At 70.4% G+C, this 23,820-nt stretch carries 27 protein-coding genes, 1 tRNA gene and 1 riboswitch; of the genes, 18 read left to right on the top strand and 10 right to left on the bottom strand.

Translation table 11 applies throughout. The features are described from left to right. Nucleotides 1-15 precede the first annotated feature (15 nt). Nucleotides 16-118: riboswitch (TPP riboswitch) on the bottom strand. A 121-nt stretch (nucleotides 119-239) separates the two neighbouring features. The 3 genes from P1J78_RS07385 to P1J78_RS07375 all read right to left on the bottom strand — a co-directional run bounded on the left by P1J78_RS07385 (nucleotide 240) and on the right by P1J78_RS07375 (nucleotide 1,900). Further along, entirely contained in the window at nucleotides 240-938 is a 699-nt protein-coding gene (locus P1J78_RS07385) for an alpha/beta hydrolase (RefSeq protein WP_275566689.1), read from the bottom strand. Nucleotides 939-1,048: 110 nt separating this feature from the next. Further along, nucleotides 1,049-1,411 (bottom strand): periplasmic substrate-binding domain-containing protein, encoded by a 363-nt coding sequence (locus P1J78_RS07380; protein ID WP_309568112.1) that lies wholly within the window; start codon nucleotides 1,409-1,411, stop codon nucleotides 1,049-1,051. A gap of 399 nt (nucleotides 1,412-1,810) precedes the next feature. Beyond that, a tRNA-Ser gene (locus P1J78_RS07375) sits at nucleotides 1,811-1,900 on the bottom strand. Between the two features lie 155 nt (nucleotides 1,901-2,055). Here P1J78_RS07375 and P1J78_RS07370 point away from each other — a divergent pair. From P1J78_RS07370 to P1J78_RS07335, 8 genes are all read left to right on the top strand, one after another. Continuing rightward, the gene (locus P1J78_RS07370) at nucleotides 2,056-2,991 is read left to right on the top strand and encodes a DUF2059 domain-containing protein (RefSeq protein WP_275566688.1); all 936 of its coding nucleotides are present in this window, start codon (nucleotides 2,056-2,058) and stop codon (nucleotides 2,989-2,991) included. A gap of 200 nt (nucleotides 2,992-3,191) precedes the next feature. Beyond that, complete coding sequence (gene rplU / locus P1J78_RS07365; protein ID WP_275566687.1) at nucleotides 3,192-3,839, top strand: 50S ribosomal protein L21; 648 nt, start codon at nucleotides 3,192-3,194, stop codon at nucleotides 3,837-3,839. Nucleotides 3,840-3,851: 12 nt separating this feature from the next. Next, nucleotides 3,852-4,121 (top strand): 50S ribosomal protein L27, encoded by a 270-nt coding sequence (gene rpmA, locus P1J78_RS07360; protein WP_275566686.1) that lies wholly within the window; start codon nucleotides 3,852-3,854, stop codon nucleotides 4,119-4,121. A 127-nt stretch (nucleotides 4,122-4,248) separates the two neighbouring features. Next, nucleotides 4,249-4,791 carry a GNAT family N-acetyltransferase gene (locus tag P1J78_RS07355; RefSeq protein ID WP_275566685.1) on the top strand — a complete coding sequence of 181 codons (543 nt, stop codon included), beginning with the start codon at nucleotides 4,249-4,251 and terminating at the stop codon, nucleotides 4,789-4,791. Beyond that, complete coding sequence (locus tag P1J78_RS07350; RefSeq protein WP_275566684.1) at nucleotides 4,788-5,342, top strand: GNAT family N-acetyltransferase; 555 nt, start codon at nucleotides 4,788-4,790, stop codon at nucleotides 5,340-5,342. The genes P1J78_RS07355 and P1J78_RS07350 overlap by 4 nt, the downstream gene beginning before the upstream one ends. Further along, complete coding sequence (obgE, locus tag P1J78_RS07345) at nucleotides 5,339-6,376, top strand: GTPase ObgE (protein ID WP_275566683.1); 1,038 nt, start codon at nucleotides 5,339-5,341, stop codon at nucleotides 6,374-6,376. The genes P1J78_RS07350 and obgE overlap by 4 nt, the downstream gene beginning before the upstream one ends. Continuing rightward, nucleotides 6,364-7,467 (top strand): glutamate 5-kinase, encoded by a 1,104-nt coding sequence (gene proB, locus P1J78_RS07340; protein WP_275566682.1) that lies wholly within the window; start codon nucleotides 6,364-6,366, stop codon nucleotides 7,465-7,467. Before obgE ends, proB begins: the two co-directional genes overlap by 13 nt. Before the next feature lie 45 nt (nucleotides 7,468-7,512). Further along, on the top strand, nucleotides 7,513-8,778 hold the full coding sequence (locus tag P1J78_RS07335; RefSeq protein WP_275566681.1) for a glutamate-5-semialdehyde dehydrogenase: 1,266 nt from the start codon (nucleotides 7,513-7,515) through the stop codon (nucleotides 8,776-8,778). A gap of 13 nt (nucleotides 8,779-8,791) precedes the next feature. On the opposite strand, the gene P1J78_RS07330 is transcribed toward P1J78_RS07335, so the two are convergent. Next, a complete protein-coding gene (locus tag P1J78_RS07330; RefSeq protein ID WP_275566680.1) occupies nucleotides 8,792-9,391 on the bottom strand; it encodes a histidine phosphotransferase family protein in 600 nt (199 codons plus the stop codon). Between the two features lie 45 nt (nucleotides 9,392-9,436). On the opposite strand from P1J78_RS07330, the gene P1J78_RS07325 reads away from it, so the two are divergent. The 3 genes from P1J78_RS07325 to olsA all read left to right on the top strand — a co-directional run bounded on the left by P1J78_RS07325 (nucleotide 9,437) and on the right by olsA (nucleotide 11,335). Continuing rightward, complete coding sequence (locus P1J78_RS07325; RefSeq protein WP_275566679.1) at nucleotides 9,437-9,619, top strand: DUF3553 domain-containing protein; 183 nt, start codon at nucleotides 9,437-9,439, stop codon at nucleotides 9,617-9,619. A gap of 103 nt (nucleotides 9,620-9,722) precedes the next feature. Continuing rightward, nucleotides 9,723-10,514, top strand: coding sequence for an L-ornithine N(alpha)-acyltransferase (gene olsB / locus P1J78_RS07320; protein ID WP_275566678.1), 792 nt, complete (start codon nucleotides 9,723-9,725; stop codon nucleotides 10,512-10,514). Further along, nucleotides 10,511-11,335, top strand: coding sequence for a lyso-ornithine lipid O-acyltransferase (gene olsA / locus P1J78_RS07315; RefSeq protein ID WP_275566677.1), 825 nt, complete (start codon nucleotides 10,511-10,513; stop codon nucleotides 11,333-11,335). The genes olsB and olsA overlap by 4 nt, the downstream gene beginning before the upstream one ends. A 2-nt stretch (nucleotides 11,336-11,337) precedes the next feature. On the opposite strand, the gene P1J78_RS07310 is transcribed toward olsA, so the two are convergent. Continuing rightward, nucleotides 11,338-11,958: a thiamine phosphate synthase gene (locus P1J78_RS07310; protein ID WP_275566676.1), complete on the bottom strand. Its 621-nt coding sequence runs from the start codon at nucleotides 11,956-11,958 to the stop codon at nucleotides 11,338-11,340. A gap of 173 nt (nucleotides 11,959-12,131) precedes the next feature. Between P1J78_RS07310 and P1J78_RS07305 the strand changes: the two genes are divergently transcribed. The 3 genes from P1J78_RS07305 to P1J78_RS07295 all read left to right on the top strand — a co-directional run bounded on the left by P1J78_RS07305 (nucleotide 12,132) and on the right by P1J78_RS07295 (nucleotide 15,657). After that, a complete protein-coding gene (locus tag P1J78_RS07305; RefSeq protein ID WP_275566675.1) occupies nucleotides 12,132-12,893 on the top strand; it encodes an RNA methyltransferase in 762 nt (253 codons plus the stop codon). Between the two features lie 142 nt (nucleotides 12,894-13,035). After that, entirely contained in the window at nucleotides 13,036-14,175 is a 1,140-nt protein-coding gene (ctaA, locus tag P1J78_RS07300; protein WP_275566674.1) for a heme A synthase, read from the top strand. Between the two features lie 3 nt (nucleotides 14,176-14,178). After that, nucleotides 14,179-15,657: a carboxypeptidase M32 gene (locus P1J78_RS07295; protein ID WP_275566673.1), complete on the top strand. Its 1,479-nt coding sequence runs from the start codon at nucleotides 14,179-14,181 to the stop codon at nucleotides 15,655-15,657. A 52-nt stretch (nucleotides 15,658-15,709) separates the two neighbouring features. Here P1J78_RS07295 and P1J78_RS07290 read toward each other — a convergent pair whose 3' ends face one another. Beyond that, nucleotides 15,710-16,495, bottom strand: a complete 786-nt coding sequence (locus P1J78_RS07290; protein ID WP_275566672.1) for an enoyl-CoA hydratase — start codon at nucleotides 16,493-16,495, stop codon at nucleotides 15,710-15,712. Nucleotides 16,496-16,553: 58 nt separating this feature from the next. On the opposite strand from P1J78_RS07290, the gene P1J78_RS07285 reads away from it, so the two are divergent. Beyond that, nucleotides 16,554-16,976, top strand: a complete 423-nt coding sequence (locus tag P1J78_RS07285) for a PaaI family thioesterase (protein WP_275566671.1) — start codon at nucleotides 16,554-16,556, stop codon at nucleotides 16,974-16,976. A gap of 71 nt (nucleotides 16,977-17,047) precedes the next feature. On the opposite strand, the gene P1J78_RS07280 is transcribed toward P1J78_RS07285, so the two are convergent. The 3 genes from P1J78_RS07280 to P1J78_RS07270 all read right to left on the bottom strand — a co-directional run bounded on the left by P1J78_RS07280 (nucleotide 17,048) and on the right by P1J78_RS07270 (nucleotide 19,437). Then, nucleotides 17,048-17,239 (bottom strand): hypothetical protein, encoded by a 192-nt coding sequence (locus tag P1J78_RS07280; protein ID WP_275566670.1) that lies wholly within the window; start codon nucleotides 17,237-17,239, stop codon nucleotides 17,048-17,050. A 73-nt stretch (nucleotides 17,240-17,312) separates the two neighbouring features. Further along, nucleotides 17,313-18,530 (bottom strand): bifunctional alpha/beta hydrolase/OsmC family protein, encoded by a 1,218-nt coding sequence (locus tag P1J78_RS07275; RefSeq protein WP_275566669.1) that lies wholly within the window; start codon nucleotides 18,528-18,530, stop codon nucleotides 17,313-17,315. A 118-nt stretch (nucleotides 18,531-18,648) separates the two neighbouring features. Further along, nucleotides 18,649-19,437 carry a lytic murein transglycosylase gene (locus tag P1J78_RS07270; protein WP_275566668.1) on the bottom strand — a complete coding sequence of 263 codons (789 nt, stop codon included), beginning with the start codon at nucleotides 19,435-19,437 and terminating at the stop codon, nucleotides 18,649-18,651. Between the two features lie 144 nt (nucleotides 19,438-19,581). On the opposite strand from P1J78_RS07270, the gene P1J78_RS07265 reads away from it, so the two are divergent. Then, complete coding sequence (locus P1J78_RS07265; protein ID WP_275566667.1) at nucleotides 19,582-20,793, top strand: class I SAM-dependent methyltransferase; 1,212 nt, start codon at nucleotides 19,582-19,584, stop codon at nucleotides 20,791-20,793. Continuing rightward, nucleotides 20,790-21,596: a heme-dependent oxidative N-demethylase family protein gene (locus P1J78_RS07260; protein WP_275566666.1), complete on the top strand. Its 807-nt coding sequence runs from the start codon at nucleotides 20,790-20,792 to the stop codon at nucleotides 21,594-21,596. The genes P1J78_RS07265 and P1J78_RS07260 overlap by 4 nt, the downstream gene beginning before the upstream one ends. Before the next feature lie 33 nt (nucleotides 21,597-21,629). Here P1J78_RS07260 and P1J78_RS07255 read toward each other — a convergent pair whose 3' ends face one another. Beyond that, entirely contained in the window at nucleotides 21,630-22,454 is an 825-nt protein-coding gene (locus P1J78_RS07255; protein ID WP_275566665.1) for a hypothetical protein, read from the bottom strand. A 301-nt stretch (nucleotides 22,455-22,755) separates the two neighbouring features. On the opposite strand from P1J78_RS07255, the gene P1J78_RS07250 reads away from it, so the two are divergent. Then, entirely contained in the window at nucleotides 22,756-23,667 is a 912-nt protein-coding gene (locus P1J78_RS07250; RefSeq protein ID WP_275566664.1) for a hypothetical protein, read from the top strand. Nucleotides 23,668-23,820 lie beyond the last annotated feature (153 nt).

The following is a 23,820-nucleotide window of genomic DNA, read 5'->3' as shown; positions in this document are numbered from 1 at the left end:
GCAGGCGGATGGCCTGCATGCGCGATCTCCGTTCCCTACGCCGGCATTGCCCGGATCAGGTTCGATGGGTTGGCGCACTGCCTCTCAGCCCCGCTCCGGGGCACCCCAACGGATTTGGGCGGACCGTAGCGGCTCTTCGGGGCAGACGCAACCGGGGGATGGCGGCGGCGGGATGCGCGGGCGCAGGCGCTTGCCATCGTGTTCGGCTTCGGGGCTGTTCTGTTCGTGCCGGCTCGGGGTCAGCGCAGCAGATCGGACAGTCTCCGGACCTCCGCCAGCCCCGCGGCGGTCTGCGTCGGCGTGGACAGGAATCCGTGCCCGAGACCCTGCGCGGTCAGCACGCGGACGTCCGGATGCGCCGTCGCTAGCGCCCGGGTGTTCTCCAGCAGGGGATCGCGCGCGGCACCGAGCGCGACGGTTCGGGTCGGCAGCGGGAAGTCCTTGTGGAGCGGGTCGAGCATGGCATCGCCCGGCATGCGGCCTTCGGGGTCCAGCCTGTCCTGCATGGCCCGCACCGAAGCCGGCCCCAGCCCGTCGCGCTCGGGCCCGGTGACCGGGACGCGCCCGAAATACCCGTAGAAGAGAAGCGTCGCCTCGACGGCCGGCCGCAGCGCGGCCCCGGACCGCGCGAAAGCCCATAGCGCCAGCAGGGCCCCGGCGCTGTCGCCCGACAGGATCAGGCCGTCGCCGAACCGGATCCGGGCCTGCCACAGCCGCAGGGCCGCGGTGTCGGCTTGCCGGGGCAGGGTGGTCTCGGGCGCCAGCGGATATGGGCACAGCCAGACGATGCGCCTCAGGACATGGGCCAGCCACGCCCCGACGCATCTGTGGGTCCAGGGCGAGCCGGTGACGAACCCGCCGCCGTGGAAGTGGACGAGCGCGCCGGCCCGGGCGTCCCGCGGAACGCAGTCGAGCCCGCCCCCGTGGTCATCGGCCACGTGGTGCAGCGCGACATCGTCGGGCAGAGATGGCGCGCGGGCATCGGGTTGCGCCGCGCGCCACGCTCGCAGCTCGGCCGCGTCACCGCCGATCCAATCGGGCGCGCCGCTCAGCTGTCGACCCAGACCTTGTCGAGATGCATCTCGAAGGCCTGGTGCGCCCCGAACCCGTTCACCTTCGGCCGGAACGACCGGTAGAGCGAGCGCCAGTACGGTTGCACGATCACGCCGTCCTCGCGCAGCATGGTCTCCAGCCGCGCCATGACCTCGCGGCGCGCATCCGGATCGGCCCTCGACAGGGCCTCGTCGAGGGCGGCGTCGAAGTCGGGATTGTCATAGGCGCTCTCGTTCCAGGCGGCGCCGGAACGATACGCCAGGTTCAGAACCTGAATGCCCAGCGGACGCCCGTTCCATTCGGTCAGGGAGAACGGATATTCGTCCCAGTTGTTCCAGAAGGTGGAGCCGGGGATCACCGACCGCCGGACAGGAAAGCCCGCGTCCCGCAGTTGGCCTGCGATCGCATCCCCGGTGTTCTGCTGCCAATCGGTATCGACGGTGATGATGTCGAGTTCCTCGTCGCCGGCGGCCGCCGAGTCCCAGAGGCGCCCGACAGCTGGTTCGCCGCGCGCAACGGCTCGATCAGGGCCGAGAAGGCCATCATCGGGAAGTTGGGAAACAGGACCAGACCGTATCTGATCGGGCTGTTCGCCTCCATGTCGGCCTCCGCATGCCGTGCCTGGCGGTATTGGGGACCGAAAGGCGGGAGATCTCAAGCCATGCAGCGTCCCGGCACCCCCGTTCGGCACGCGGGTGTCACCCATGTCTTAGGCACGATCTGTTACCCATGTCTCCGGGCTGTACAGGGACTGTAGTGGCGGAGAGAGAGGGATTCGAACCCTCGGAGCCCGTGAAGGCTCAACGGTTTTCGAGACCGCCCCGTTCGACCACTCCGGCACCTCTCCGCGAAGGGTCTAGGCGGGGCATTTAGGCGAACGGCGCGGTCCGTGCAACCCCCTTTCCGGGACCGATTTCCGCCCCGCCGCCGCCGCGCTCTTGGAAAGCCGCCGCGCGCAGGTTAGCTAGGGCGCACAGTCCGCCAACCGAAAGACCCCAGCCCATGCTGCGCGCCCTGTTCCTTCCCGTTTTCCTGCTGTTCTCCGCCGCGCTCGCCCAGGCCCAGGGCGCGGACCCAGGCTCGGACCTTGGCCCGAACCAGGGCCCGAACCAGGGCCCGAACCAAGGTTCGAACCAAGGCTCGACCCAAGGCCCGGGCCAGGGCACCGCACGGACCGACACCGCGCGGATCGACGCCGTCTACGAGGCACTCGCCATGGCGGAGGTGGTCGAGATCATGCGCGCCGAGGGGATCGACTATAGCCGGGATCTGGCGGCCGAGCTGTTCGACGGCGGCGGCGGCGCGGCCTGGGACGCGCTGGTCGACGAGATCTACGCGGTGCCGCGGCTGGAGCGGATCGTGCGCAGCACGCTGGCGCGGGAGCTGGAGGGCGCCGCGCTTGCGCCGATGCTCGACTTCTTCGAGTCCGAACTCGGCCGCCGCGTCATCCGGCTGGAGAACTCCGCCCGCCGCGCGCTGCTGGATCCGGATGTCGATGCCGAGAGCCGCGCCGCGCTGGCCGAGATGGCCGAGGCCGGCGACCCGCGGCTGGACCTGATCGAGACCTTCGTGGAGGTCAACGGGCTGGTGGAGAGCAACGTGGTCGGCGCGATGAACTCCAACTACGCCTTCTATCGGGGCCTGTCCGAGGGCGGCGCCTTCGGGCGGAGCTTTACCGAGCAGGACATGCTGGCCGATGTCTGGAGCCAGGAGGAGGCGATCCGCGCCGATACGGTGGAGTGGCTCTATTCCTACCTGGCGATGGCCTATCGCCCGCTGACCGACGCCGAGCTGGAGGCCTATATCGCGTTTTCGCGGACGCCGGCCGGGGCACGGCTGAACCAGGCGGTGTTCGCGGCCTTCGACGAGATGTTCGAATCCGTCAGCCTGGCGCTCGGCCACGCCGCGGCCCGGTTCATCGCCAGCCGGGAGCTGTAGCGGGGCCCGCCGGCGCCCCGCGCAAGGGGCTTGACGCGCCGCGCGAACTTGGCGATAAGCGCGGCTCTTGCGGGGGCGGTCCCCCCGCGGGACCATATCGCAATGACGCCGACAGGCGCGCTGTTCGCAGGCGGCCCGGATGGGCCCGGAACGCCCCGGCAACGGGGGGCCGCAGGACGCGGAAGAGAAGGAAGACACGGATGTTTGCGGTCCTCAAGACCGGTGGCAAGCAGTACAAGGTGACGAACGGGGATGTGCTCCGCGTCGAGAAGCTGGCCGCCGATGCGGGTGAAACCGTTCAGTTCAACGAGATCCTGATGGTCGGGTCCAAGGTCGGCGCGCCGCTCGTCGACGACGCGGGCGTGCAGGCCGAGGTGATCGACCAGATCAAGGGTGACAAGGTCATCCACTTCGTCAAGCGCCGCCGCAAGCACGGCTCGCAGCGCACCAAGGGCCACCGCCAGCAGCTGACCCTGCTGCGGGTGACCGACATCCTCGAATCGGGCGCCGGCGCCTCCGGCGTGAAGGCCGCGATCGGCGCGGGGGGCGTGGCGGACAAGGTCGTCAAGTCCGACGGCGCCTACGCCAAGAACAAGACCGGCGAGGCCGAGATGGCCAAGCGGGTCGCGACGGGCGAGGCCAAGGAGAAGCCGGCGGAGAAGACCGCCGATGCCGCCGGCGACGACCTGACCGCGATCACCGGCGTCGGGCCGGCCGCCGTCAAGAAGCTGAACGAGGCCGGGATCACCACCTACGCGCAGCTCGCCGCCGTGGACCCCGAGACCTTCGAGGGCACCAAGGTGAAACCCGAATGGGTCGAACAGGCCAAAGAGCTGGCCGGCAAGTAAGGAGCACGACCAATGGCACACAAGAAAGCAGGCGGCAGCTCCCGCAACGGGCGCGACTCCGAAGGTCGCCGCCTCGGCATCAAGCTGTTCGGCGGCCAGACCGCCATTCCGGGCAACATCATCGCGCGCCAGCGCGGCACCAAGTGGTGGCCGGGCGAAGGCGTGGGCATGGGCCGCGACCATACCATCTTCGCCACCGCCGAGGGCCGTGTGACGTTCCACAAGGGCCTCAAGGGCCGCACCTTCATTTCGGTGCTGCCGGACGCCACGGCCGCGGAATAGCCGACACCTCGGATAGACGGAATTTAAAGGGGGATCGGCGACAAGGCCGGTCCCCCTTTCGGTTTTCGGCCATGGGGGAGCGGCCGGGGGCGCCGGTTTTCGTCCACGACTGCCTTGGGAGGGACAGTTGAAGCTGGAGAGAGTCATCGACCAGCCGGTCATCGAGGCCGGGCGTTTCATCCTGCGGCCGCTCCGGCGGTCGGATGCGGGGCTGCTGGAGCTTTACGCCGGCGACCGGCGCGTCGCCTGCAACACCACCACGATCCCGCATCCGCTGCCGCCGGGCGCGGCCGAGAACTTCATCGACCGCGCGCAGGCCGACGACCGGACAGAGGATATCTGGGCGCTCGACGGCTCGCTGTCGGGGCTCAGCGAGCTGATGGGCGTCGTCGGGCTGGAGCGGATGGATCGCGACCAGTCCGAGATCGGCTACTGGGTCGTCCCGGCGCTTTGGAACACCGGCATGGCATCCGAGGCGGTGGAGGCGATCGTCGCCGCCAATCCGCAAGGCGCGCGCACCCTGTTCGGCTCGGTCTTTCAGGACAATCCGGCCTCGGCCAAGGTGCTGACCCATGCCGGCTTCGAGTATATCGGCGACGCCGAGGCGTTCTCGGTCGCGCGCCAGGCCAAGGTGGCGACCTGGACCTATCTGAGGCGGCTGGAGCGATGATCGCGCCGATCCGGACGGACCGGCTGCTCCTGCGTCCGCTTCGTCCGGCGGATGCGCCTGCGCTGGCCGACGGGATCGCCGATTTCGACATCGTGCAATGGCTCTCGCGCGTGCCCTGGCCCTACGGGCTGCGGGATGCCGAGGCCTTCGTCGCCATGGTGCAGGGCGAGGGCAGCGCCCACTACGCCGTCACCGAGGGCGGCGCGGTCGTCGGCGTGGTCTCGACGGCCGACGAACTCGGCTACTGGATCCGCAGAAGCGCCCAGGGTCGGGGCCTTGCCACCGAGGCGGCGCGCGCCGCCGTCGCGGCGCATTTCGCCGGCGGGGCGGATCGGCTGACCTCCGGCCATCGGATCGGCAACGACCGCTCCCGTCGCGTCCTCTTGCGGCTGGGCTTCTCCGATACCCACCGGGTCGAAAAGCAATCGCTCGCGGCAGGCGCCGTGACGGTGCAGCGCATGGAGCTCACCCGCGCGGCCTGGCATCGCTTGAGAGCGGCGCCGGAACGCGGTAAGGCCGGGGCTTCCAGCGCCCCGGAGGCCCCGCGATGAAGTTTCTCGACCTGGCCAAGGTCCATATCCGCTCCGGCGCGGGCGGCAACGGCTGCATCAGCTTCCGGCGGGAGAAGTATATCGAATACGGCGGCCCCGACGGCGGCGACGGCGGCCGGGGCGGCGATGTCTGGGCCGAGGCGGTGGACGGGCTGAACACGCTGATCGACTTCCGCTACCAGCAGCATTTCTTCGCCAAGAACGGCCAGGGCGGCATGGGCCAGCAGCGCACCGGCCGCGACGGCGACGACATCGTGCTGCGCGTGCCGGTCGGCACCGAGATCCTCGACGAGGACGAGGAGACGGTCCTTGCCGACCTGACCGAGGTGGGCCAGCGCGTGCTGCTGGCGAAGGGCGGCAATGGCGGCTTCGGCAACCTGCATTTCAAGACGTCCACCAACCAGGCGCCGCGCCACGCCAACCCGGGCCAGCCCGGGGTCGAGCGCACGCTGTGGCTGCGGCTGAAGCTGATCGCGGATGTCGGGCTTCTGGGCCTGCCGAATGCCGGCAAGTCCACCTTCCTCGCCGCCACGTCCAACGCGCGGCCAAAGATCGCCGACTATCCGTTCACCACGCTGCACCCGAACCTGGGCGTCGTGGGCGTGGACAACGCCGAGTTCGTCGTGGCCGACATCCCCGGCCTGATCGAGGGCGCGCATGAGGGCCGGGGGATCGGCGACTTGTTCCTCGGCCATGTGGAGCGCTGCGCGGTGCTGCTGCACCTGGTGGACGGCACCGCGAACGACGTGGCCGAGGACTACCGCACGATCATCCAGGAACTCGACGCCTATGGCGAGGGGCTGGCCGAGAAACCCCGCATCACCGCGCTGAACAAGATCGACGCGCTGGACGACGAGCTGCGCGAGATGCAGCGCGCGGAGCTGGAAGCGGCCTGCGGCGGCCCCGTCTTCCTGATGTCCGGGGTCTCGGGCGAGGGGCTAACGGAGGTGCTGCGCGCGCTGAAGGCGCAGATCGACGCCGACCGTCTGCGGATGCGCGCGGCGGGGCAGGAGGATGCGCCGTGGTCTCCCTGACCGGGGGCGCGCGGCTGGTCGTCAAGATCGGCTCGGCCCTGCTGGTCGACCGCGAGACGGGCGCGCTGCGGGCTGACTGGCTGCGCGGGCTGGCCGAGGACGTGGCGTGGCTGAAGGGGCAGGGGACCGACGTGATCCTCGTCTCCTCGGGCTCCATCGCGCTCGGCCGCGCGGTCCTGGCGCTGCCCGCCGGCACGCTGCCGCTGGAGCAGTCGCAGGCCGCCGCCGCCGTCGGCCAGATCCGCCTCGCCCGCGCCTACGAGGAGGTGCTGGCGCCGCACGGCCTGACCGCGGCGCAGGTCCTGCTGACGCTGGAGGACAGCGCCGACCGCCGCCGCTATCTGAACTCGCGCGCGACGCTGGAGCAGCTGTTGCGGCTGGGGACGGTGCCGATCGTGAACGAGAACGACACCGTCGCGACGGACGAGATCCGCTATGGCGACAACGACCGGCTGGCCGCGCAGATCGCCGTGACCGTGGGCGCCGACCGGCTGGTGCTGCTGTCCGACGTCGGCGGCTTCTATTCCGGCAACCCCAAGGACGACCCCGCCGCGCACCGCTTCGACGTGATCGAGCGCATCACGCCGGAGATCGAGGCGATGGCGGGCGATGCCGGCTCCGGCCTGTCGAAGGGCGGCATGAAGACCAAGTTGCTGGCGGCCCGCACCGCCACCGGCGCCGGCTGTGCCATGGCAATCACGGAAGGCTCGGTGATCCGGCCCTTGCAGGCGCTGGAACAGGGGGCGCCGTCGACCTGGTTTCTGGCCGAGGGCGATCCGCAGCAGGCGCGCAAGCGCTGGATCGCGGCGATGAAGCCCAAGGGGCGGCTGACCGTGGATGCCGGCGCGGCGCGGGCGCTGCGGCAGGGCAAGTCGCTGTTGCCGGCCGGTGTGACGTCGGTGACGGGCGCATTCGGCCGCGGCGACCCGGTGGACATCGCCGGCCCCGACGGCGCGCTGGCCAAGGGCCTTGCGCGTTACACCGCGGAAGAGGCGAGGCGCATCGCCGGGCATCGCTCTGGTGACATCGAGGCGGTTCTGGGCTATCCGGGCCGCGCGGCGCTGGTGCATCGCGACGACATGGTGACCTGAGCGGCCTGCGAATTTTCGTCGAAAATTCGAACCCGGGAGACGACGATGAAGGACCTCGAAGACATCCCCGCCCTGATGGCCGAGCTCGGCACCCGCGCCAGGGCCGCCGCCGCCGAGCTTGCCTTCGCCCCGGCCGCGGCGAAGACCCGGGCGCTGACCGCCGCCGCCGACGCCGTCTGGGCCAACCGCGCCGAGATCATCGCCGCCAATGAAAAGGACATGGCCTTCGCCCGCGACAAAGGGCTTTCGAAGGCCATGCTCGACCGCCTGATGCTGGACGAGCCGCGCATCCAGGGCATCGTCGACGGCCTGCGCGCGGTGGCCGCCCAGGACGACCCCGTGGGCGAGGTTCTGGCCGAGTGGGACCGGCCCAACGGCCTGCACATCCAGCGGGTGCGCACGCCGCTGGGCGTGGTCGGGGTGATCTACGAATCGCGCCCGAACGTGACCGCCGATGCCGGCGCGCTCTGCCTGAAGGCCGGCAACGCCGTCATCCTGCGCGGCGGGTCGGAGAGCTTTCATTCCTCCGGCGCGATCCACGCCTGCCTCGTCGAAGGGCTGACCGCCGCCGGCCTGCCCGAGGACGCGATCCAGCGGGTGCCCACCCGCGACCGCGCCGCCGTGTCGGAAATGCTGACCATGACCGACAGCATCGACGTGATCGTGCCCCGCGGCGGCAAGGGCCTTGTCGGCCTCGTCCAGCGCGAGGCGCGGGTGCCGGTCTTTGCCCATCTCGAGGGCATCGTGCATATCTATGTCGACAAGGCCGCCGACCCGGACAAGGCGATGCGCGTGGTGCTCAACGCCAAGACCCGCCGCACCGGCATCTGCGGCGCCGCCGAGTGCCTGCTGATCCACCGGGATCTGGCCGACACGCTGGGCGCCGATCTGGTCCGCGCGCTGGTCGAGGCCGGCGTCGCGGTGCATGCCGATGCCGCGCTGCAGGACATCCCCGGCACCGTCGCGGCCACCGACGACGACTGGGGCCGCGAGTATCTCGACATGCACATCGCCGCGAAAGTCGTCGAGAGCATTGACGACGCGATGGATCACATCCGCCGCTACGGCTCCAGCCACACCGACGCCATCCTGACCGAGGACGACGCGGCCGCCGAGCGCTTCTTCGCCCGGCTCGACAGCGCGATCCTGATGCGCAACGCCTCGACCCAGTTCGCCGATGGCGGCGAGTTCGGCATGGGCGCCGAGATCGGCATCGCCACCGGCAAGATGCACGCGCGCGGGCCGGTGGGCGCGGCGCAGCTGACGAGCTTCAAGTACCTGGTGACCGGGGACGGCGCGACCCGGGCCTGACCCCGCGCGCCGCTCAGGCGCGGATCGTCGCGCCGGTCTCACTCAGCTCCACGGCGAGGGGCCGGCCCAGCTCGGCCGCGACCAGCGGCGCCAGCAGGAACTGCACCTCCGCCGCGCTCGCGCCAGTGGCGGGACCGGACCGCGACAGCCCCTCCCAAAGCGCGGGATCGGCGCGCATCTTCTCGGCCCGGGCCGCGACGTGCCAGCGCGCGCCCTCGCGGCCGACCTCGATCGTGCCGCCCCAGGGCATCGCGTTTTCCAGGCAGTTCAGCAGCAGGAAGACCAGCTTCACCTCTGGCCGCGCCACCTCGCCCTCGGCCGACCACAGCATCTCCAGCCGCCCGCCGCGGGTCAGGTCCGCCAGGATCTGCCGGATCTCCGCGGCGCCCAGCACCTGATCCGGCGCGGCGGCGCCGAAGGCGACGCGAAAGAATCCGATCCGCGCATTCGCATGCTCGACGCTCTGGGCGATCAGGTCTATCTCTGGCATGGGGCCGGCGCCCGACATCGCCAGAAGCTCGACCCCGTTGGAGATCGCGCCGATCGGCGAGATCAGGTCGTGGCAGATGCGCGAGCCGAGCAGCGCCGCGATGTCGGAAGTCGCCTGGGTCATGGCACTGCCTCCTCGCTGAAGGAAACCGGGGGCGGAAAGGAACCGATGAGTGAAATCAACGCATTTCTGGAACCGGGCATGCTGGTCCGCCACCCGGAGCAGCCCGACTGGGGCCTGGGCCAGGTCCAGTCGAATATCGGCGGCCGCATCACCGTGAATTTCGAACACCAGGGCAAGGTGGTCATCGACGGCCGGCGAATCGAGCTGATGCCCGTCTTTGACAGTTGATCCATCCTGCCTTCTTTCTACCAGAAAGGTTAACAGACACCTAACGCCGCAGCGGGCACGGAAATATTGCCATTTCCGGCCGGCTGCCGTTAAAAGCCGCGCGATGAAGGCGGAGACATCCCTCAAGGCCGGTACGGCGCCGCGGTTCGAGGTCCGGCTGGCCGCCGGTGCCGAGGATCTGCGCGCGGCGCAGGCGCTGCGCTACGATGTCTTCGTGCGCGAGCTGGGCGGCTCGGGGCCGCTGGTGGACCACGCGGCCGGGCTGGAGCGCGACGAGTTCGACCCGCATTTCGACCATCTTCTGCTGTTCGACCACGCCCGCGGCGCAGCGCCCGTCGTCGGCGTCTATCGGCTGCTGCGCGGCGACCAGGCGGCGCAGCTCGGGCGCTTCTATTCCGAGACCGAATACGACCTGACGCCGCTTCTGACCTCGGGCCGCCGGCTGCTGGAGCTGGGCCGCTCCTGCCTGCATCCGGACTATCGCGGCGGCACGGCGATGTACAAGATGTGGAACGGCCTTGCGGAGTATGTCGCGCGGCACGAGATCGAGCTACTGTTCGGCGTCGCCTCGTTCCACGGCACGGATATCGCGGCGCTGGCCGAGGCGCTGTCGCTGCTGCATCACCGCCACCTGGCGCCGCCGGAGCTCCGGGTGCGGGCGCGCGACGACCGGTTTCAGCGGATGGACCTGCGGCCGGAGGCCGAGATCGACCGCCTCGCGGCGATGAAATCGGTGCCCGCGCTGATCAAGGCCTATCTGCGCCTCGGCGGCATGGTGGGCGAGGGCGCGTGGATCGACCATGCCTTCAACACCACCGACGTGTGCCTCGTGATGGACACCGCACGGATGAACGACAAGCGCCGGAACCTCTATACCGGCGGTCGCGGGCGGTGAGCGTCACCTGGCATTCCAAGGATCTGCCGGCGGCGAAGCGGATTACCGCGGCCGGCTGGCTGCGCGTCGCCTTTCGCGGTTCAATTCTGGCCTGCATGATCCTGACGGGGCTGATTTTTCTGCTCCTCATCCGGGTGCCGGAACGCCCGCTCCACAGGCTGTCCCGGCCCTGGAGCCCGCATGTGGTGCGGCTGTTCTCGCGGCTGGTCTTCGTGGTGCTCGGGATGCGTTACCGGGTGGTCGGGCAGCCGATGGCCGGCCCGGGGGCGATGGTGTCCAACCACGCCTCGTGGCTGGACATCTTCGTGCTGAACGCGCGGGCCTGCGTCACCTTCGTGTCCAAGGCCGAGGTGGCGCGCTGGCCGGGCATCGGGTTTCTCGCCCGGATCACCGGCACGCTGTTTATCCACCGCGCCGGGCGGCAGGCCGGCGAACAGCGCGGGCTCTTGGAGGACCACCTGCGGGCGGGGCACAGGCTGGTGTTCTTTCCCGAGGGCACCTCGACCGACGGCCTGCGGGTTCTGCCTTTCAAATCAACGCTTTTCGCCGCGCTCTTCACGTCCGGCCTGCCGCATGACACGGCGGTGCAGCCGGTCACCGTCCGCTATATCGCGCCGGCCGGCGAAGACCCGCGATTCTATGGCTGGTGGGGCGACATGGGGTTCGGCGCGCATCTGTTGAAGCTGCTGGCACAGGCGCCGCAGGGCGGGGTCGAGGTGACCTATCACGCGGCGATCCCGGTCTCCGGCGTGGCCGACCGCAAGGCGCTGGCCCGGGCCTCCGAGGCGGCGGTGCGCGGCGGGCGCGGCCCGCGGCCCTGACCTCAGAGGCTCGGCGCCGCCAGCGCCTTCAGCGCGGCCACCGGGTCGTCGGCGTCCCAGATCTCGGTGCCGATCCCGAAGAAATCCGTCACCGGCGCCAGCGCCGCGACCCGCTCCGCCGTCAGCGCGCCTTCGGCCACCACCGGCACCTCGATCATCTCCGACCACCAGCCGAACAGGTCGGCCTCGGCATAGCTGCCATCCCCCAGCACCGTCGGCGCGCAGGGGCCGAAAGCCACGTAGTCCGCCCCGGCCTCGCCCGCGGTCATCCCGTCATGCCGCGATGTGCCGCAATAGGCGCCGACGATGGCGTCCTGTCCCAGCGCCTTGCGCGCCGGGCGCACCTGGCGCGCGCCGTCGGGCAGATGCACCCCGTCCAACCCCAGCCGCTCGGCCAGTTGCCAGTGGCGGTCGATCACCAGCGGCACGTCGCGGTCATGCGCCACGCCGCGCAGCGCGTCGCCCGCCCGGATCAGCCGGTCCTCGTCCGACGCCGCCAGCGCCAGCCGCAGGCAGGCCACGGGAACCGCGTCAAGAACGGCGCCCAAGGCGTCGGGAAAGCTCGACAATTCGATCTCCGGCGGGGTGATCAGGTAGATCTGCGGCTGCTCGGTCTCGGCCATACGGACACTCCTTCCGCCCGCTGCTATAACGCGGGCCGTCCGGCTTGACCATCGCCTCCGGAGGCCCGGGGCACGGCGCGGCCTCCGGCGCGCGCGGTGCCGACCCCGACGCCCGCCTTGCCTCTGCCCCGCCACCCCTCTATCACCGCGCCGCACAGCCCGGAAAGCCATCCATGCCCGACCGCCAGCCGATCTTCGTCCTCGTCCGCCCGCAGATGGGCGAGAATATCGGCGCGGCCGCGCGGGCGATGCTGAACTTCGGGGTGGGCGCGATGCGGCTGGTGGACCCGCGCGACGGCTGGCCGAACCCGCGCGCCGTCGCGATGGCCTCGGGCGCGGCGGGGCGGGTGCTGGACAGCGCGACGATCCATCCGACGACGGAAGAGGCGGTGGCCGACTGCACCTACGTCTACGCCACCACCGCGCGGCCCCGCGACCTGACCAAGCAGGTCTTCACGCCCGAGGCCGCGATGGCCGACGCCGCCGCGCGCCTCGCCGCGGGCGGCAAGGTCGCCGTGCTGTTCGGACCCGAACGCGCGGGGCTGGAGAACGACGACATCGCGCGGGCCAATGCCATCGTCTCGGTCCCGGTGAACCCCGACTTCGCCTCGCTGAACCTCGCGCAATGCGCGCTGCTCACCGCCTACGAGTGGCGCCGCCAGGCCGCGCCGGCCGAGGGCGCGCGCATGGATTACGCGGGCACCGAACCCGCCACCGCCATCGAGGTCGCGCGGCTGGGCGACCATTACGAGGACCGGCTCGACGCGGCCGGCTTCTTCTTTCCCGAGACCAAGGCGCCGGGCATGAAGCGCACCCTGCGCAACATGTGGTCGCGGCTGGAACTGACCCGCGCCGATGTCCAGATGTTTCACGGGATGCTGCGCCAGCTTCTGCGGCGCCGCGACACGCTTGCCGAGGACCGACGCGAGGACTAGTGCATGTCGCGTTCAATCGAGTTTCCCCGCCGCCCCGACTGCATTCGCGCGCGCGAACGCTGCCTCGGGGCGGCAGGTGAATGCGTGACTCGAATCAGACGCGACACGCACTAGGTAACGCGCGCCGCCAGGAGAGGACCACATGAGTCAGAAACGCTCGATCTTCGAGGAGGTGGGCGGGGACAAGCCCGCCGAGGCCCCCCGCACCACCGGCGTCATCGACGCCGGCCGCCGCGACGCCCGCGGCGCCATCCGCGCCTGGCTGGCCGTCCTGTTCGCGCTGGTCGTGATGATGATCGCGGTCGGCGGGCTGACGCGGCTGACCGACTCGGGGCTGTCGATCACTGAATGGAACCCGGTCAGCGGCGCGCTGCCGCCGATGAACGCCGCCGACTGGCAGTCGGAATTCGAGAAATACCAGGCGATCCCCGAATACCAGTTGCAGAACATGGATATGACCCTGTCCGAGTTCAAAACCATCTACTGGTGGGAATGGGGCCACCGGCAGCTCGGCCGGGTGATCGGCCTGGTCTGGGCCGTCGGATTCGTCTTCTTCCTGGCGACGAAACGCATCCCCGCGGGCTGGACCGGCCGCCTCCTGGCGCTCGGCGTGCTGGGCGGGCTGCAGGGGGCCATCGGATGGTGGATGGTGGCCTCGGGCCTGACCGGCACGATGCTGGACGTGGCGTCCTACCGCCTCGCCACGCATCTCGGCCTGGCCTTCCTGATCCTCGGGTTGATCGCCTGGTACATGTTCCGCCTCGGCCGCCCCGAGCGCGAGAACATGCAGGCCCGCCGCGCCCGCGAGCCCGGGCTGATGCGCCTCGGCACCGCACTGGCGGTCGTGGCCTTCGTCCAGATCCTGCTGGGCGCGCTGGTCGCCGGGATCGACGCGGGCCGCAACTATACCGACTGGCCGCTGATGGCCGGCGCGGTCACCCCGCCGGGCATGTGGGAGATCGCGCCGGCCTGGCGCAACCTGTTCGAGAACGACGGCACCGTGCAGTTCTTCCACCGTCTCGCCGGCTACGCCCTGTTCCTCTTCGGCGTCTTCGTCTGGCTCCGCGCCCGGGCCAGCGCCCATCGCCGCACGAAACAGGCGCATGACTGGATGGCGGTGGCGGTCTTCGGCCAGTTGGTCATCGGCATCGTGACCGTCATGCACTCCGCCCCCGTGGCACTGGCGCTGATCCACCAGCTCGGCGCGGTGGCAGTCTGGGTGCTGATCCTGCGCGCGCGTTTCCTTGCCAACTACCCGCTGGCACAATCTGTAAGGGGATAGGCCATGACCGCCTACGACGACCTGATGGCGTTCCAGCGCCAGACCGAGGCGCTCGCCCGCGTCGCCGGCCGCCTCGGCTGGGACCAGGAGACGGTGATGCCCCGCGGCGCCACCGGCCAGCGGGCCGAGGAGATGGGCGCGATGGAAAGCGTCCTGCACGCCCGCCGCACCGACCCGCGGGTGGCCGACTGGCTGGCCGCGATCGACCCCGACACACTGGACGCGGCGGGCCGCGCCAACCTGCGCCACATCCGCCGCGACCACGACCGCGCCGTCAAGGTGCCGGCCGACCTCGCCGCCGAGATTGCCCGCGTCACCAGCCTGTCCCAGGGCATCTGGGCCGAGGCGCGGCGGACCGAGGATTTCGACGCCTTCGCGCCGACGCTGCGCCAGGTGCTGGATCTGCGCCGGCGGGAGGCCGCCGCGCTGGCCGGCGACGGCGACCTTTACGACGCGCTGCTGGACGATTACGAGCCGGGCGCCACCGGCGCCGGGATCGAGGCGCTGTTCGGCGCGCTCCGCCCCCGCCTCGTCGCCCTGCGCGAGGCGGTGCTGGGCGCCGAAAAACGCCCCCCCGCACTCGCCGGCCATTACGACGAGGCGGCGCAGCTGCAGCTCGCCCGCGAGATGGCCGAAACCTTCGGCTACGACTTTCACCGCGGCCGGCTGGACCGGGCCGTCCACCCGTTCTCGTCGGGCTCCGGATCGGACGTGCGGATCACCACCCGCACCGTCGCCGCGGAACCGTTCAACTGCCTCTACTCGACGATCCACGAGACCGGCCACGCCTGCTACGAGCTCGGCATCGACGACGCCCATGCGCTGACGCCGCTGGGGCAGGGGGTCTCGCTCGGCGTCCACGAAAGCCAGAGCCGCATCTACGAGAACCAGCTCGGCCGCTCCCGCGCCTTCACCGGCTATCTCTTCGGCCGCATGCAGGCGATGTTCGGCGATCTCGGCATCGCGGACGCCGACGCCTTCTACGCCACCGTCAACCGCGTCGCCCCCGGCTACATCCGCACCGAGGCCGACGAGGTGCATTACAACCTCCACATCCTGCTGCGCTTCGACCTGGAACGCGCGCTGCTGTCGGGCGACCTCCCCGTCGCGGACCTGCCCGACGCCTGGAATACGCGGTTCGAAAAGGACTTCGGCGTCCGCGTCGACCGCCCCAGCCACGGCTGCCTGCAGGACGTCCACTGGTCGGTCGGCCTGATCGGCTATTTCCCGACCTACACGCTGGGCAACGTCTATGCCGGCTGCCTGCTGCAGGCGATGAAACAGGCCGTCCCCGACCTCGACGCGCAGCTCGCCCGGGGCGACACCGCGGCCGCCACCGGCTGGCTCCGCGACAATCTGCAGCGCCACGGCGGCCTGCGCGCCCCCCGCGCCACCATCGCCCACGCCTGCGGCTTCGAGCCCAACGAGGAACCGCTCCTCGACTACCTGGAAACCAAGTTCAGGTCCCTCTACGACCTCTAGGCTTCTTCTCGTTCCAAATACGCACGCCGAAGGCGAGGGCCCGCAGGGCCCTTCACTCCGCCCAGTCCGGCTTGCGCTTCTCCAGGAACGCCGCGATGCCCTCCTCGGTGTCGCGGTTCAGCATGTTCTCCACCATCACCGCCCCGGTATGGGCATAGGCGGCCGCCAGCCCCATCTCCAGCTGCTGGTAGAACGCCCGCTTGCCGATCCGCACCGCGCTGCCCAGCTTGCCCGCGACGGTCTCGGCCAGCGCCGCCGTCTCGTCGGCCAGTGCCTCGGCCGGCACCACCCGGTTCACCAGCCCGATCTCCCGCGCCCGCGCGGCGTCCACGAAGCCGCCGGTCGTCAGCATCTCGAAGGCCTGCTTGCGGGGCACGTTCCGCGACAGCGCCACCATCGGGGTCGAGCAGAACAGGCCGATATTCACCCCGTTGACGCCGAACCGCGCGTCCTCGGCCGCCACCGCCATGTCGCAGGAGGCCACCAGCTGACAGCCGGCCGCCGTCGCCAGCCCCTGCACCTGCGCGATCACCGGCTGCGGCAGCGCCGGGATGGCCTGCATGACGGCCGAACAGCGCGCGAAGAGGTCGGCGAAATAGGCCGCCCCGCCATCCTCCGCCTGCCGCCCGGCGGTCATCTCCTTCAGGTCGTGGCCCGCGCAGAACGCGCGCCCCTCGCCGGAGAGCACCACCACGCGGATGTCGCGGTCCTCGGCCAGCGCATCGAAGGCGCGCTGCAGCTCTGCCAGCATCGCGTCGCTCAGCGCGTTGAGGTTGCGGTCCGAGCACATCCGCAGATGCGCGACGCGGCCCGCGTCGTGACGTTCCAGAAGTGCCATCTTGTCCTCCGCCCGAATTCCCGGCACATCCTAGGACGCGCAGGCGAGAGGGGAAAGCATGGCCGTCCGGATGACCGTAGAAGACCTGCACGCCTTCCTGGCCGAGCATTTCCCGCAGGTCGGCGACGATTTCACTGTCGAGGAGGTGGGGGCGCGCCGCATCCGGGTGCGCCTGCACGTGACCGAAAAGAACCTGCGCCCCGGCGGCACCGTCTCCGGCCCCTCGATCTTCGCGCTGGCGGACGTGTCGATCTACCTGGCGGTGCTGGCGATGATCGGACCCGAGGCGCTGGCGGTGACGACGAACTGCTCGATCGACTTCATGCGCAAGCCCGCCGCCGCGACCGACCTGATCGCCGAGGCGCGACTTCTGAAGCTGGGCCGGGTCCTGGCGGTGGGCGACGTGCTGATCCGCTCCGACGGCGGCACGGAGCCGGTCGCGCGTGCCTCGCTCACCTACTCGATCCCGCCGGCCAAGTAGCCGGAAAATTTGTAATTTTCCGAACCGGATCGTTGCCAACGATCCGGCCCGTTTTCTTGCAAAGAAAACGGCTACAGCACCCGGCGGATCGGCTCGCGGTTGCAGAAGATAACCAGCTGCCCCGCATTCTCCACCGCGTGATAGCCCCGCCGCTCCAGCTCTGCCAGGAACGCCTCGCGCCCGACATAGCGCTCGATATCGCGCAGCTTGCGCCGGATCACCGCGCCGTCCCGCGCCGCCCGGGTCGCGAACAGCTGCGTCATCCATCCCTCGGGGCTCAATGGCGGCGGAGTCAGTCTCATGCCGCCAGCCTGTCCGAACAGGGTTAAGGCAGGCTTAATCGTCGACAAGCTCCGTCACGATCTCCGCCTCGGCCTCCAGCGTCCGGTGCACCGGGCAGCGGTCGGCGATCTCCAGCAGACGCGCGCGCTGGCCGTCGTCGAGCGGCCCCTGCAACAGGATCGCCCGGTGAAAGCGGTCGATCTTGGGCGTGCCCGCGTCGCCCGCATCCTGGGCGTGGACCTTCGCGTGGGTCACGTCCACCTGCACATGCGCCAGCGGCCAGCCCTTGCGCCGTGCATACATCCGGATCGTCATCGAGGTACACGCGCCCAGCCCCGCCGCCAGGAAGCCGTAGGGCGACATCCCCCGGTTGGTCCCGCCATAGGCCTCGGGCTCGTCGGCCAGCGCGTGATGCTCCGGCCCGTGATGCACGTCCTGCAGAAAGCCGTCCGGGTCGGCCTCGGAGACCCGCACCACGCCCTCCGGCGCGCCCGGCGGCGGGGCCGGCGGGCTCAGCTCCAGATAGCGCCGTGCCCAGGCCGCGATCACGTCGGCGGCGTATTCCGCGTCCTCGGGCCGCGAGATCAGGTGATCGGCCCCGTCCAGCGTCACGAAGCTCTTGGGATGCTTCGCCGCCTCGAAGATGCGCGCGGCGTTGTCCACCCCGACCACGGCGTCGCGCGGGCCGTGCAGCACCAGCAGCGCCCGCCCGAGCGCCGCGATCGCGGGTGCCAGCCGTTCGCGGCGCACATCCTCCACGAAGTCCCGCCCGATGCGGACCGGATGCCCGCCCAGCCGCAGCTCGGCGGCGCCCTCGCGCTCGATCCGCGCCAGCGTATCGCCGAACCGGGACAGCACCTGCGCCGGTTCGAACGGGGCGTTCAGCGTGACCACCGCGGTCGCGGACTCGATCTCGGACGCCGCCTGCAGCACCGCCGCGCCGCCCAGCGAATGGCCGATCAGCAGCCCCGGCGCCATGCCGCGGCCCTCCAGATACGCGGCCGCCGCGGCGATGTCGCCGACATTCGAGGCGAAGTCGGTGTTCTCGAACTCGCCCTCGGAATGCCCCAGCCCGGTGAAGTCGAAGCGCAGCACCGCGATCCCCATCGCCGCCAGCCGCGCCGCGATGCGCCGGGCGGCGGGGATGTTCTTGCCGCAGGTGAAACAATGCGCGAACAGCGCCGTGCCGAGGCGCGGGCCGTCGGGCAGGTCCAGCCGGGCCGAAAGCGTCGCGCCCGAATGGCCGGCGAATCGAACATGTTCCATGGGCATCGGCGGGGACCTTTCGCTCGGCAGGGCGGCCCGCCCAAGGTGGCGGCCCGCGCCGGTTCAGGCAAGCCGCCCGGCGGCCGCGTCACGTCAAGGTGACGGGGCGCGGCGCCGGCCGGTCTCAGCCGTCGATCTGCGCCGCCATGATGGCGATGGCCTTCTGATAGACCCCGGCGGCGTTCCATTCCTCGATCACCGGGAAATTGACCTGCCCGGGCTGATAGCCGCCGCCGGGCCGCCAGCCCTTCTGCCGCAGATACCAGGCGGTGGAGGCCATGGCGTCGGCGAGGTTGTACATGTCCAGATGTCCGTCGCCGTTGCCGTCGCGGCCGTAGTCCAGAACGTTGCCCGGCAGGAACTGCGTGTGCCCCAGCTCGCCGTGCTTCGCGCCCACGGTCGCGGCGGTGATGGTGCCCCGGTCCACCAGCTTCAGCGCCGCGATCAGGTGGGGGCGGAAGAACTCGGGCCGGCGGCAGTCATAGGCCAGCGTCGCGGTGGCCGAGACGAGGTTGGTGTCGCCCATGAACGCCCCGAACGCCGTCTCCATCCCGTGGATCGCCAGCAGCACGCCGGCCGGCACGCCGTAGATCCGCTCGACGCTGGCGTAGAATTGCGGGTTCTCGGCCTTCAGGCGCCGCGCGCGGTTCACGATGGTGGCCGCGCCGCGCACCTGCATGAATTTCTCCAGCGTGTAGCTGAAGCTCTTCTGGTTACGGTCCGCCGCGATGGTGCCGTGCGAGTACCGCGCGCCGGCCAGCGCGTTCAGCCCGGCCTGCTTCACGCCCGCCCGCGCGGCTTCGGGGGCGAACTCGGCCTTCCAGGCCTCGAAATGCGCGGCGTCGTTGCCGCAGGTGGCGGCGGGCGCGGCGAGGGGCAGGCAGACGAGCAGGGCGGCGAGGATACGGTGCATGGGGGCCTCCGGGATGGAATTTCGCCCAGACTAGCCGCCCCGGCGGCGAAGCGAAACGGCCCATGGCCCCGGGCGCGCGGCCCGTTGGCAGCTTTCCTCCGACGCCCCCCGATGCTACCTCACGCGCACAACCCCGGAGGCGGCGTGAGCAGCGAAGACGTCAGAACCCAGTACGAGGCCTATCCCTACCCGGAGCGCGACCCGGCCGACGAGGCGCGCCGGCTGATCACCGGCTCGCCCTCCTGGCCGCAGGAGATGGACCACTGGCTGTGGGGCGGGGCGCGCGACTGGTCGAAACCGTTGCGCGCGCTGGTCGCGGGCGGCGGCACCGGCGACGGGCTGATCCAGCTCGCCCAGCTGCTGACCAGCGCCGGGCGGCCGCACGAGATCACCTATCTCGACCTGTCCGAGGCCGCCCGCGCCGTCGCCGAGGCGCGCGCGAAGGCCCGCGGGCTGACGCGCATCCACTTTGTCACCGGCTCGCTGCTGGACGCGGCCGAGCACGGGAGGTTCGACTATATCGACTGCTGCGGCGTGCTGCACCACCTGGACGCGCCGCAGGCCGGGTTCGACGCGCTCGCGGCGGCGCTGGCGCCGGGCGGCAGCCTGGGGCTGATGGTCTATGCGCCGCTGGGCCGCAGCGGCGTCTACCCGCTGCAATCCGCCTTCACTGTGCTTTACAACCACCTGAGCCCGCAGGAGAAACTGGCCAAGGCCAAGGCGCTGTTCCGACGCCTGCCCGAAGGCCACCCGTTCAAGCGCAACCCGCATCTGGTGGATCACGAGGCGAGCGACGCGGGCTTTTTCGACCTGCTGCTGCATTCCACCGACCGCCCGTTCACGATCACCGAGCTCGCCCAGGCGCTGGACCGCGCCGGGCTGGAGATCGCTGGCACGCCGGAGCCGGCCCTTTACGACCCCGCGGCCCTGCTGCCCGAGGGCCAGACGCTTCCCGACGGCCTCGACCCGATCCAGGCCATGCAACTGGCCGAGGATCTGCGCGGCACCTTCAAGACCCATATCGTCTATGCCGTGCCGCGCGGGGCACGCCGCGCGCCGCCCCTGGGCAAGCCCGGCGCCATCCCGCATCTCAGGGGCATCGACCCGCGGCGGCTGGCGCAATCGGTCGCGCAGAAGGGGCAGGTCCGCCTGACTGCCGGCGGCGAGAAGCTGACCCTGCCGGTCCCGAAACAGGCCGCCCCGCTGATCGCCGGCATCGACGGCCGGCAGCCTCTGTCCACATTGGCGCAGTCCGCGCGGCTGGACCCGATCGCCTTCGCCACGCTGTGGGGCAAGGTCGAACGCGCCTTCTGCCCGCACGGCCATCTGCATTACTCGACGCTCTACGCCTCATGACGCATCTGCAAACCGCCCCGATCCTGCAATCCCGCCTGGCCTATGCCCCCTGGCACGGGCCGCAGGGCCACCGCCTGCCGGGCACCGACCGGACCGATCCGGAGGCGTGGCTCTGGGAAGACGAATGCTTCTCGCCGCAGATGGCGCTGCGCGACCGGCTGGTCGCCGCGCGGCCCGAGACGGTGCTGGCCTGCCAGCCCGAGGCGCGGGAGGCGGCGGGCGAACTGCTGGAGACCGTGCTCGGCTGGCTGCCGGAGCGGCCGCGCTATGGCGTGGGCGACGGCCAGGTGACGCGGCCCGACGGCGTCGCGGTGCCGGTCGACCGCACCCGGCCGATGGCGACGCTGGCGCGGCTGGTGCAGGACGACCTGTGCCTCTTGCAGAAACAGGGGGACGAACACGTGCTGACGGCGGCCGCCCTGTGTTTCCCGGCACATTGGAGCCTGGCGGAAAAGCTGGGCCAGCCGCTGGGTTTGATCCACCGGCGGATCGAGCCCTATGACGAGACGGTCGCGCGCCGCGTGCAGCGGCTGTTCGACGGGCTGCGCCCCGAGACGGTGCTGGTCCGCTCCAACTGCCTGCCGGATGACGATTTTGCGCTGCACCAGCCCGAGCGCAAGCCCGACGGCTTCGCCCGGCCCGACGGCGCGCCCTATGTCCGGCTGGAACGCCAGACCCTGCGCCGCCTGCCGCTGACGCAGGCGGTGGTCTTCGCCATTCATACTGCGATGGTCCGGCCCGATGCGCTGGCGCCGGAGGAGCAAACGGCGATGGCCGGGCATCTGGCCGACAAGGCCGGCTGAGCCGCAAGGGGTGGGGCGAGGGCCGTTCGGCCCTCAGATGATCCCGTTCATCAGCTGGGGCAGCAGGCAGATGCCCATCGCCGCCGTCGAGCAGGCCATCGTCGCGCCGCGCATCACGTGCGGGCGGTTCGCCTTGGTCGCCTCGATCGCGGCCAGCGCCACCGGCGCCGCACGCTGGAGCCCTTCGTTGACCGCCGAGACCACCGGATGCGGGGCGACGATCGGGCGGTGCTTGCCCTGGATGATCTGGGTCTGGATGAAGGTCAGCGCCCGCGCCTCCAGCGCCCGCTGCCGCTCCGAGCGCTGCGCGCCGGCGCGCACCATGGCGGGGCTCGGCAGCAGCTCGTGCGCGGGCAGGTGGCTCGTGCCCAGGATGTTGGCACGCGGGAATTCCTCGCCGGCATAAAGCATGTCGGTTTCGCACCAGAACACCAGCGACGGCTGCGCGTCGGCGGGCATCGCCTCGGCCAGCTGCCAGCACAGGGCGCGCTTCAGCTCCTGCAGATCGGGGTCGTCCGGCTGCGGCGCGTCGTCGTTGTCCGATACCAGGATCGTCACGGAATAGCGGTGCGAGGTCAGGCGCGACAGCATCTCGGTCTCGCAGACCGTGGCGCCGCCCGGGCGTCCGGCGTCCAGGAAATGCGCCACTTCCATCGGCTGGTCGCAGCCGGCGACAAGCACCTGGATCGGCCCGCAATCGAACAGCAGCACCGACGGGTCGTCGGTGTAGCGCCGCACGGCCGGCACCTCGTGCGCCATCGCGATCGTCTCGAACTCGCCGGCCAGATGCGCCAGGGCATCGGGCACGGGGGCCTCGAACAGAAGGCTGGCTTCGAATGATGGGTCTTGCGTGTACATCGTAAACCTCCGCCGGTTCCTGTCCTTAAGTATAGGTTAGTTAATGTGGAGGAATTGCGGCGCGCTTGGGGTTGAGGTATGAAAATTCGCTAATCGTTTAGGTTGAAAATCTCTCTCTTTCAGTATATTAAACGTTAACACCTTGGGAACCCCGCGCCGTGTTTCCAAGGGAGATCAGATGCCGCGCTGCCCGACGTTATTGTCTCGGGACAGAGCTCTAAATGGGACCATTGATGTCAAACTTTCTCCAAAGTTGTTTTCAAGACTGCAACAATCCAGAACACCGGATCGGACCGTACCGATGAGAGAAAAGAACGACACCGAGGCCAGGCTCCTTTACGCCAGCGCCGACAACGTCCTGGCGGAGGTCGACGCCGAGGCGCTGCAGCATCTCGTGCAGAAATGCGTCGGGCCGCAGGGCGATGTGCATATCGGCGGGCGGACGGGCGATCACCTGGTTCTGTCCGGCGACACCGTGCAGCTGGTCATCGCCTTCACCGACGTGCCCTTCGCGCTGAGCCATTTCCGCGGCATGACGCGCCCGGTCGAGGAAGAGGCGCAGCGCCGCGACGTCCTGCGCCGGCTCGCCCATCACCGGGCCAGCCTGTCGGTCGTGGCGCTGGACCGCCAGGGCGCCGACAGGCTGCCCGACTGGGTCAAGCGGCGGCTGGTCTGGGAGGTGGTCGACTACCTGCTCACCTGCGCGCCGGCCGACCTGGTCGTCTGCCCGTCCCGCGCCCGGCTGATGACCGGCGAGGAAGCCGAGACCTGGCTGAGCGAGATGACGACCGACATGCCCGACCTCGACCCGGCCGCCGGCCCGGTCTGCAACTCGCGCAAGGACATCTTCCTCAGCGATCCGCACCTGTCGCCTGAGGTGCTCGCCTGGCTGAACCAGCGCGAGGCCATCGCGCCGCAGGAAGAGGATCTCTGGGCCTCGCTGGTCCAGGCCTTCGTCGACCAGGAACCCGCGCCGGGCGACTCGCGGCTGTGCGACACCGTCCCGGGCCGCTCCGCGCTCTATACGATGAGCGCCACGGTCGGGCTGTTCGCGCTGCCGCTCGGGGCCGCGCTTCTGGCCTTCAACGCGCTGACCGGCGGCTCGCTCCGCGCCACCGCCTACGGCATGGCCGCGACCGGCATCGGCAGCGCGCTGGGGGCGTTCGAGTCCACCTCGGTCGCGTCTGTGGTGCAGATGACGGGGTTGTTCTAGGGCCGGGCGGGGGCGGTCTTACCGCCTTCGGCGGCCGGACCCGCTGGGGGGGACGCTGTCCCCGTCGTCCATCGGGCTTGAACCGATGGCGCCTCGATGGACGCCCCCCCCAGGGAGTATTTCAGCCAAGATGAAGCAGGGAGGGCGGCTCCG

Source organism: Psychromarinibacter sediminicola, assembly GCF_029168335.1.
Classification (GTDB): Bacteria; Pseudomonadota; Alphaproteobacteria; order Rhodobacterales; family Rhodobacteraceae; genus Psychromarinibacter; species Psychromarinibacter sediminicola.
This window is presented reverse-complemented; position numbering and strand designations above follow the sequence as displayed.

Coding starts and splice junctions, on each gene's coding strand:
- P1J78_RS07370 (WP_275566688.1), top strand. CDS start 2,056: ATGCTGCGCGCCCTGTTCCTTCCCGTTTTCCTGCTGTTCTCCGCCGCG.
- rplU (WP_275566687.1), top strand. CDS start 3,192: ATGTTTGCGGTCCTCAAGACCGGTGGCAAGCAGTACAAGGTGACGAAC.
- rpmA (WP_275566686.1), top strand. CDS start 3,852: ATGGCACACAAGAAAGCAGGCGGCAGCTCCCGCAACGGGCGCGACTCC.
- P1J78_RS07350 (WP_275566684.1), top strand. CDS start 4,788: ATGATCGCGCCGATCCGGACGGACCGGCTGCTCCTGCGTCCGCTTCGT.
- obgE (WP_275566683.1), top strand. CDS start 5,339: ATGAAGTTTCTCGACCTGGCCAAGGTCCATATCCGCTCCGGCGCGGGC.
- P1J78_RS07335 (WP_275566681.1), top strand. CDS start 7,513: ATGAAGGACCTCGAAGACATCCCCGCCCTGATGGCCGAGCTCGGCACC.
- P1J78_RS07330 (WP_275566680.1), bottom strand. CDS start 9,391: ATGACCCAGGCGACTTCCGACATCGCGGCGCTGCTCGGCTCGCGCATC.
- P1J78_RS07325 (WP_275566679.1), top strand. CDS start 9,437: ATGAGTGAAATCAACGCATTTCTGGAACCGGGCATGCTGGTCCGCCAC.
- olsB (WP_275566678.1), top strand. CDS start 9,723: ATGAAGGCGGAGACATCCCTCAAGGCCGGTACGGCGCCGCGGTTCGAG.
- P1J78_RS07310 (WP_275566676.1), bottom strand. CDS start 11,958: ATGGCCGAGACCGAGCAGCCGCAGATCTACCTGATCACCCCGCCGGAG.
- P1J78_RS07305 (WP_275566675.1), top strand. CDS start 12,132: ATGCCCGACCGCCAGCCGATCTTCGTCCTCGTCCGCCCGCAGATGGGC.
- ctaA (WP_275566674.1), top strand. CDS start 13,036: ATGAGTCAGAAACGCTCGATCTTCGAGGAGGTGGGCGGGGACAAGCCC.
- P1J78_RS07295 (WP_275566673.1), top strand. CDS start 14,179: ATGACCGCCTACGACGACCTGATGGCGTTCCAGCGCCAGACCGAGGCG.
- P1J78_RS07290 (WP_275566672.1), bottom strand. CDS start 16,495: ATGGCACTTCTGGAACGTCACGACGCGGGCCGCGTCGCGCATCTGCGG.
- P1J78_RS07285 (WP_275566671.1), top strand. CDS start 16,554: ATGGCCGTCCGGATGACCGTAGAAGACCTGCACGCCTTCCTGGCCGAG.
- P1J78_RS07280 (WP_275566670.1), bottom strand. CDS start 17,239: ATGACGCAGCTGTTCGCGACCCGGGCGGCGCGGGACGGCGCGGTGATC.
- P1J78_RS07275 (WP_275566669.1), bottom strand. CDS start 18,530: ATGCCCATGGAACATGTTCGATTCGCCGGCCATTCGGGCGCGACGCTT.
- P1J78_RS07270 (WP_275566668.1), bottom strand. CDS start 19,437: ATGCACCGTATCCTCGCCGCCCTGCTCGTCTGCCTGCCCCTCGCCGCG.
- P1J78_RS07260 (WP_275566666.1), top strand. CDS start 20,790: ATGACGCATCTGCAAACCGCCCCGATCCTGCAATCCCGCCTGGCCTAT.
- P1J78_RS07255 (WP_275566665.1), bottom strand. CDS start 22,454: ATGTACACGCAAGACCCATCATTCGAAGCCAGCCTTCTGTTCGAGGCC.
- P1J78_RS07250 (WP_275566664.1), top strand. CDS start 22,756: ATGAGAGAAAAGAACGACACCGAGGCCAGGCTCCTTTACGCCAGCGCC.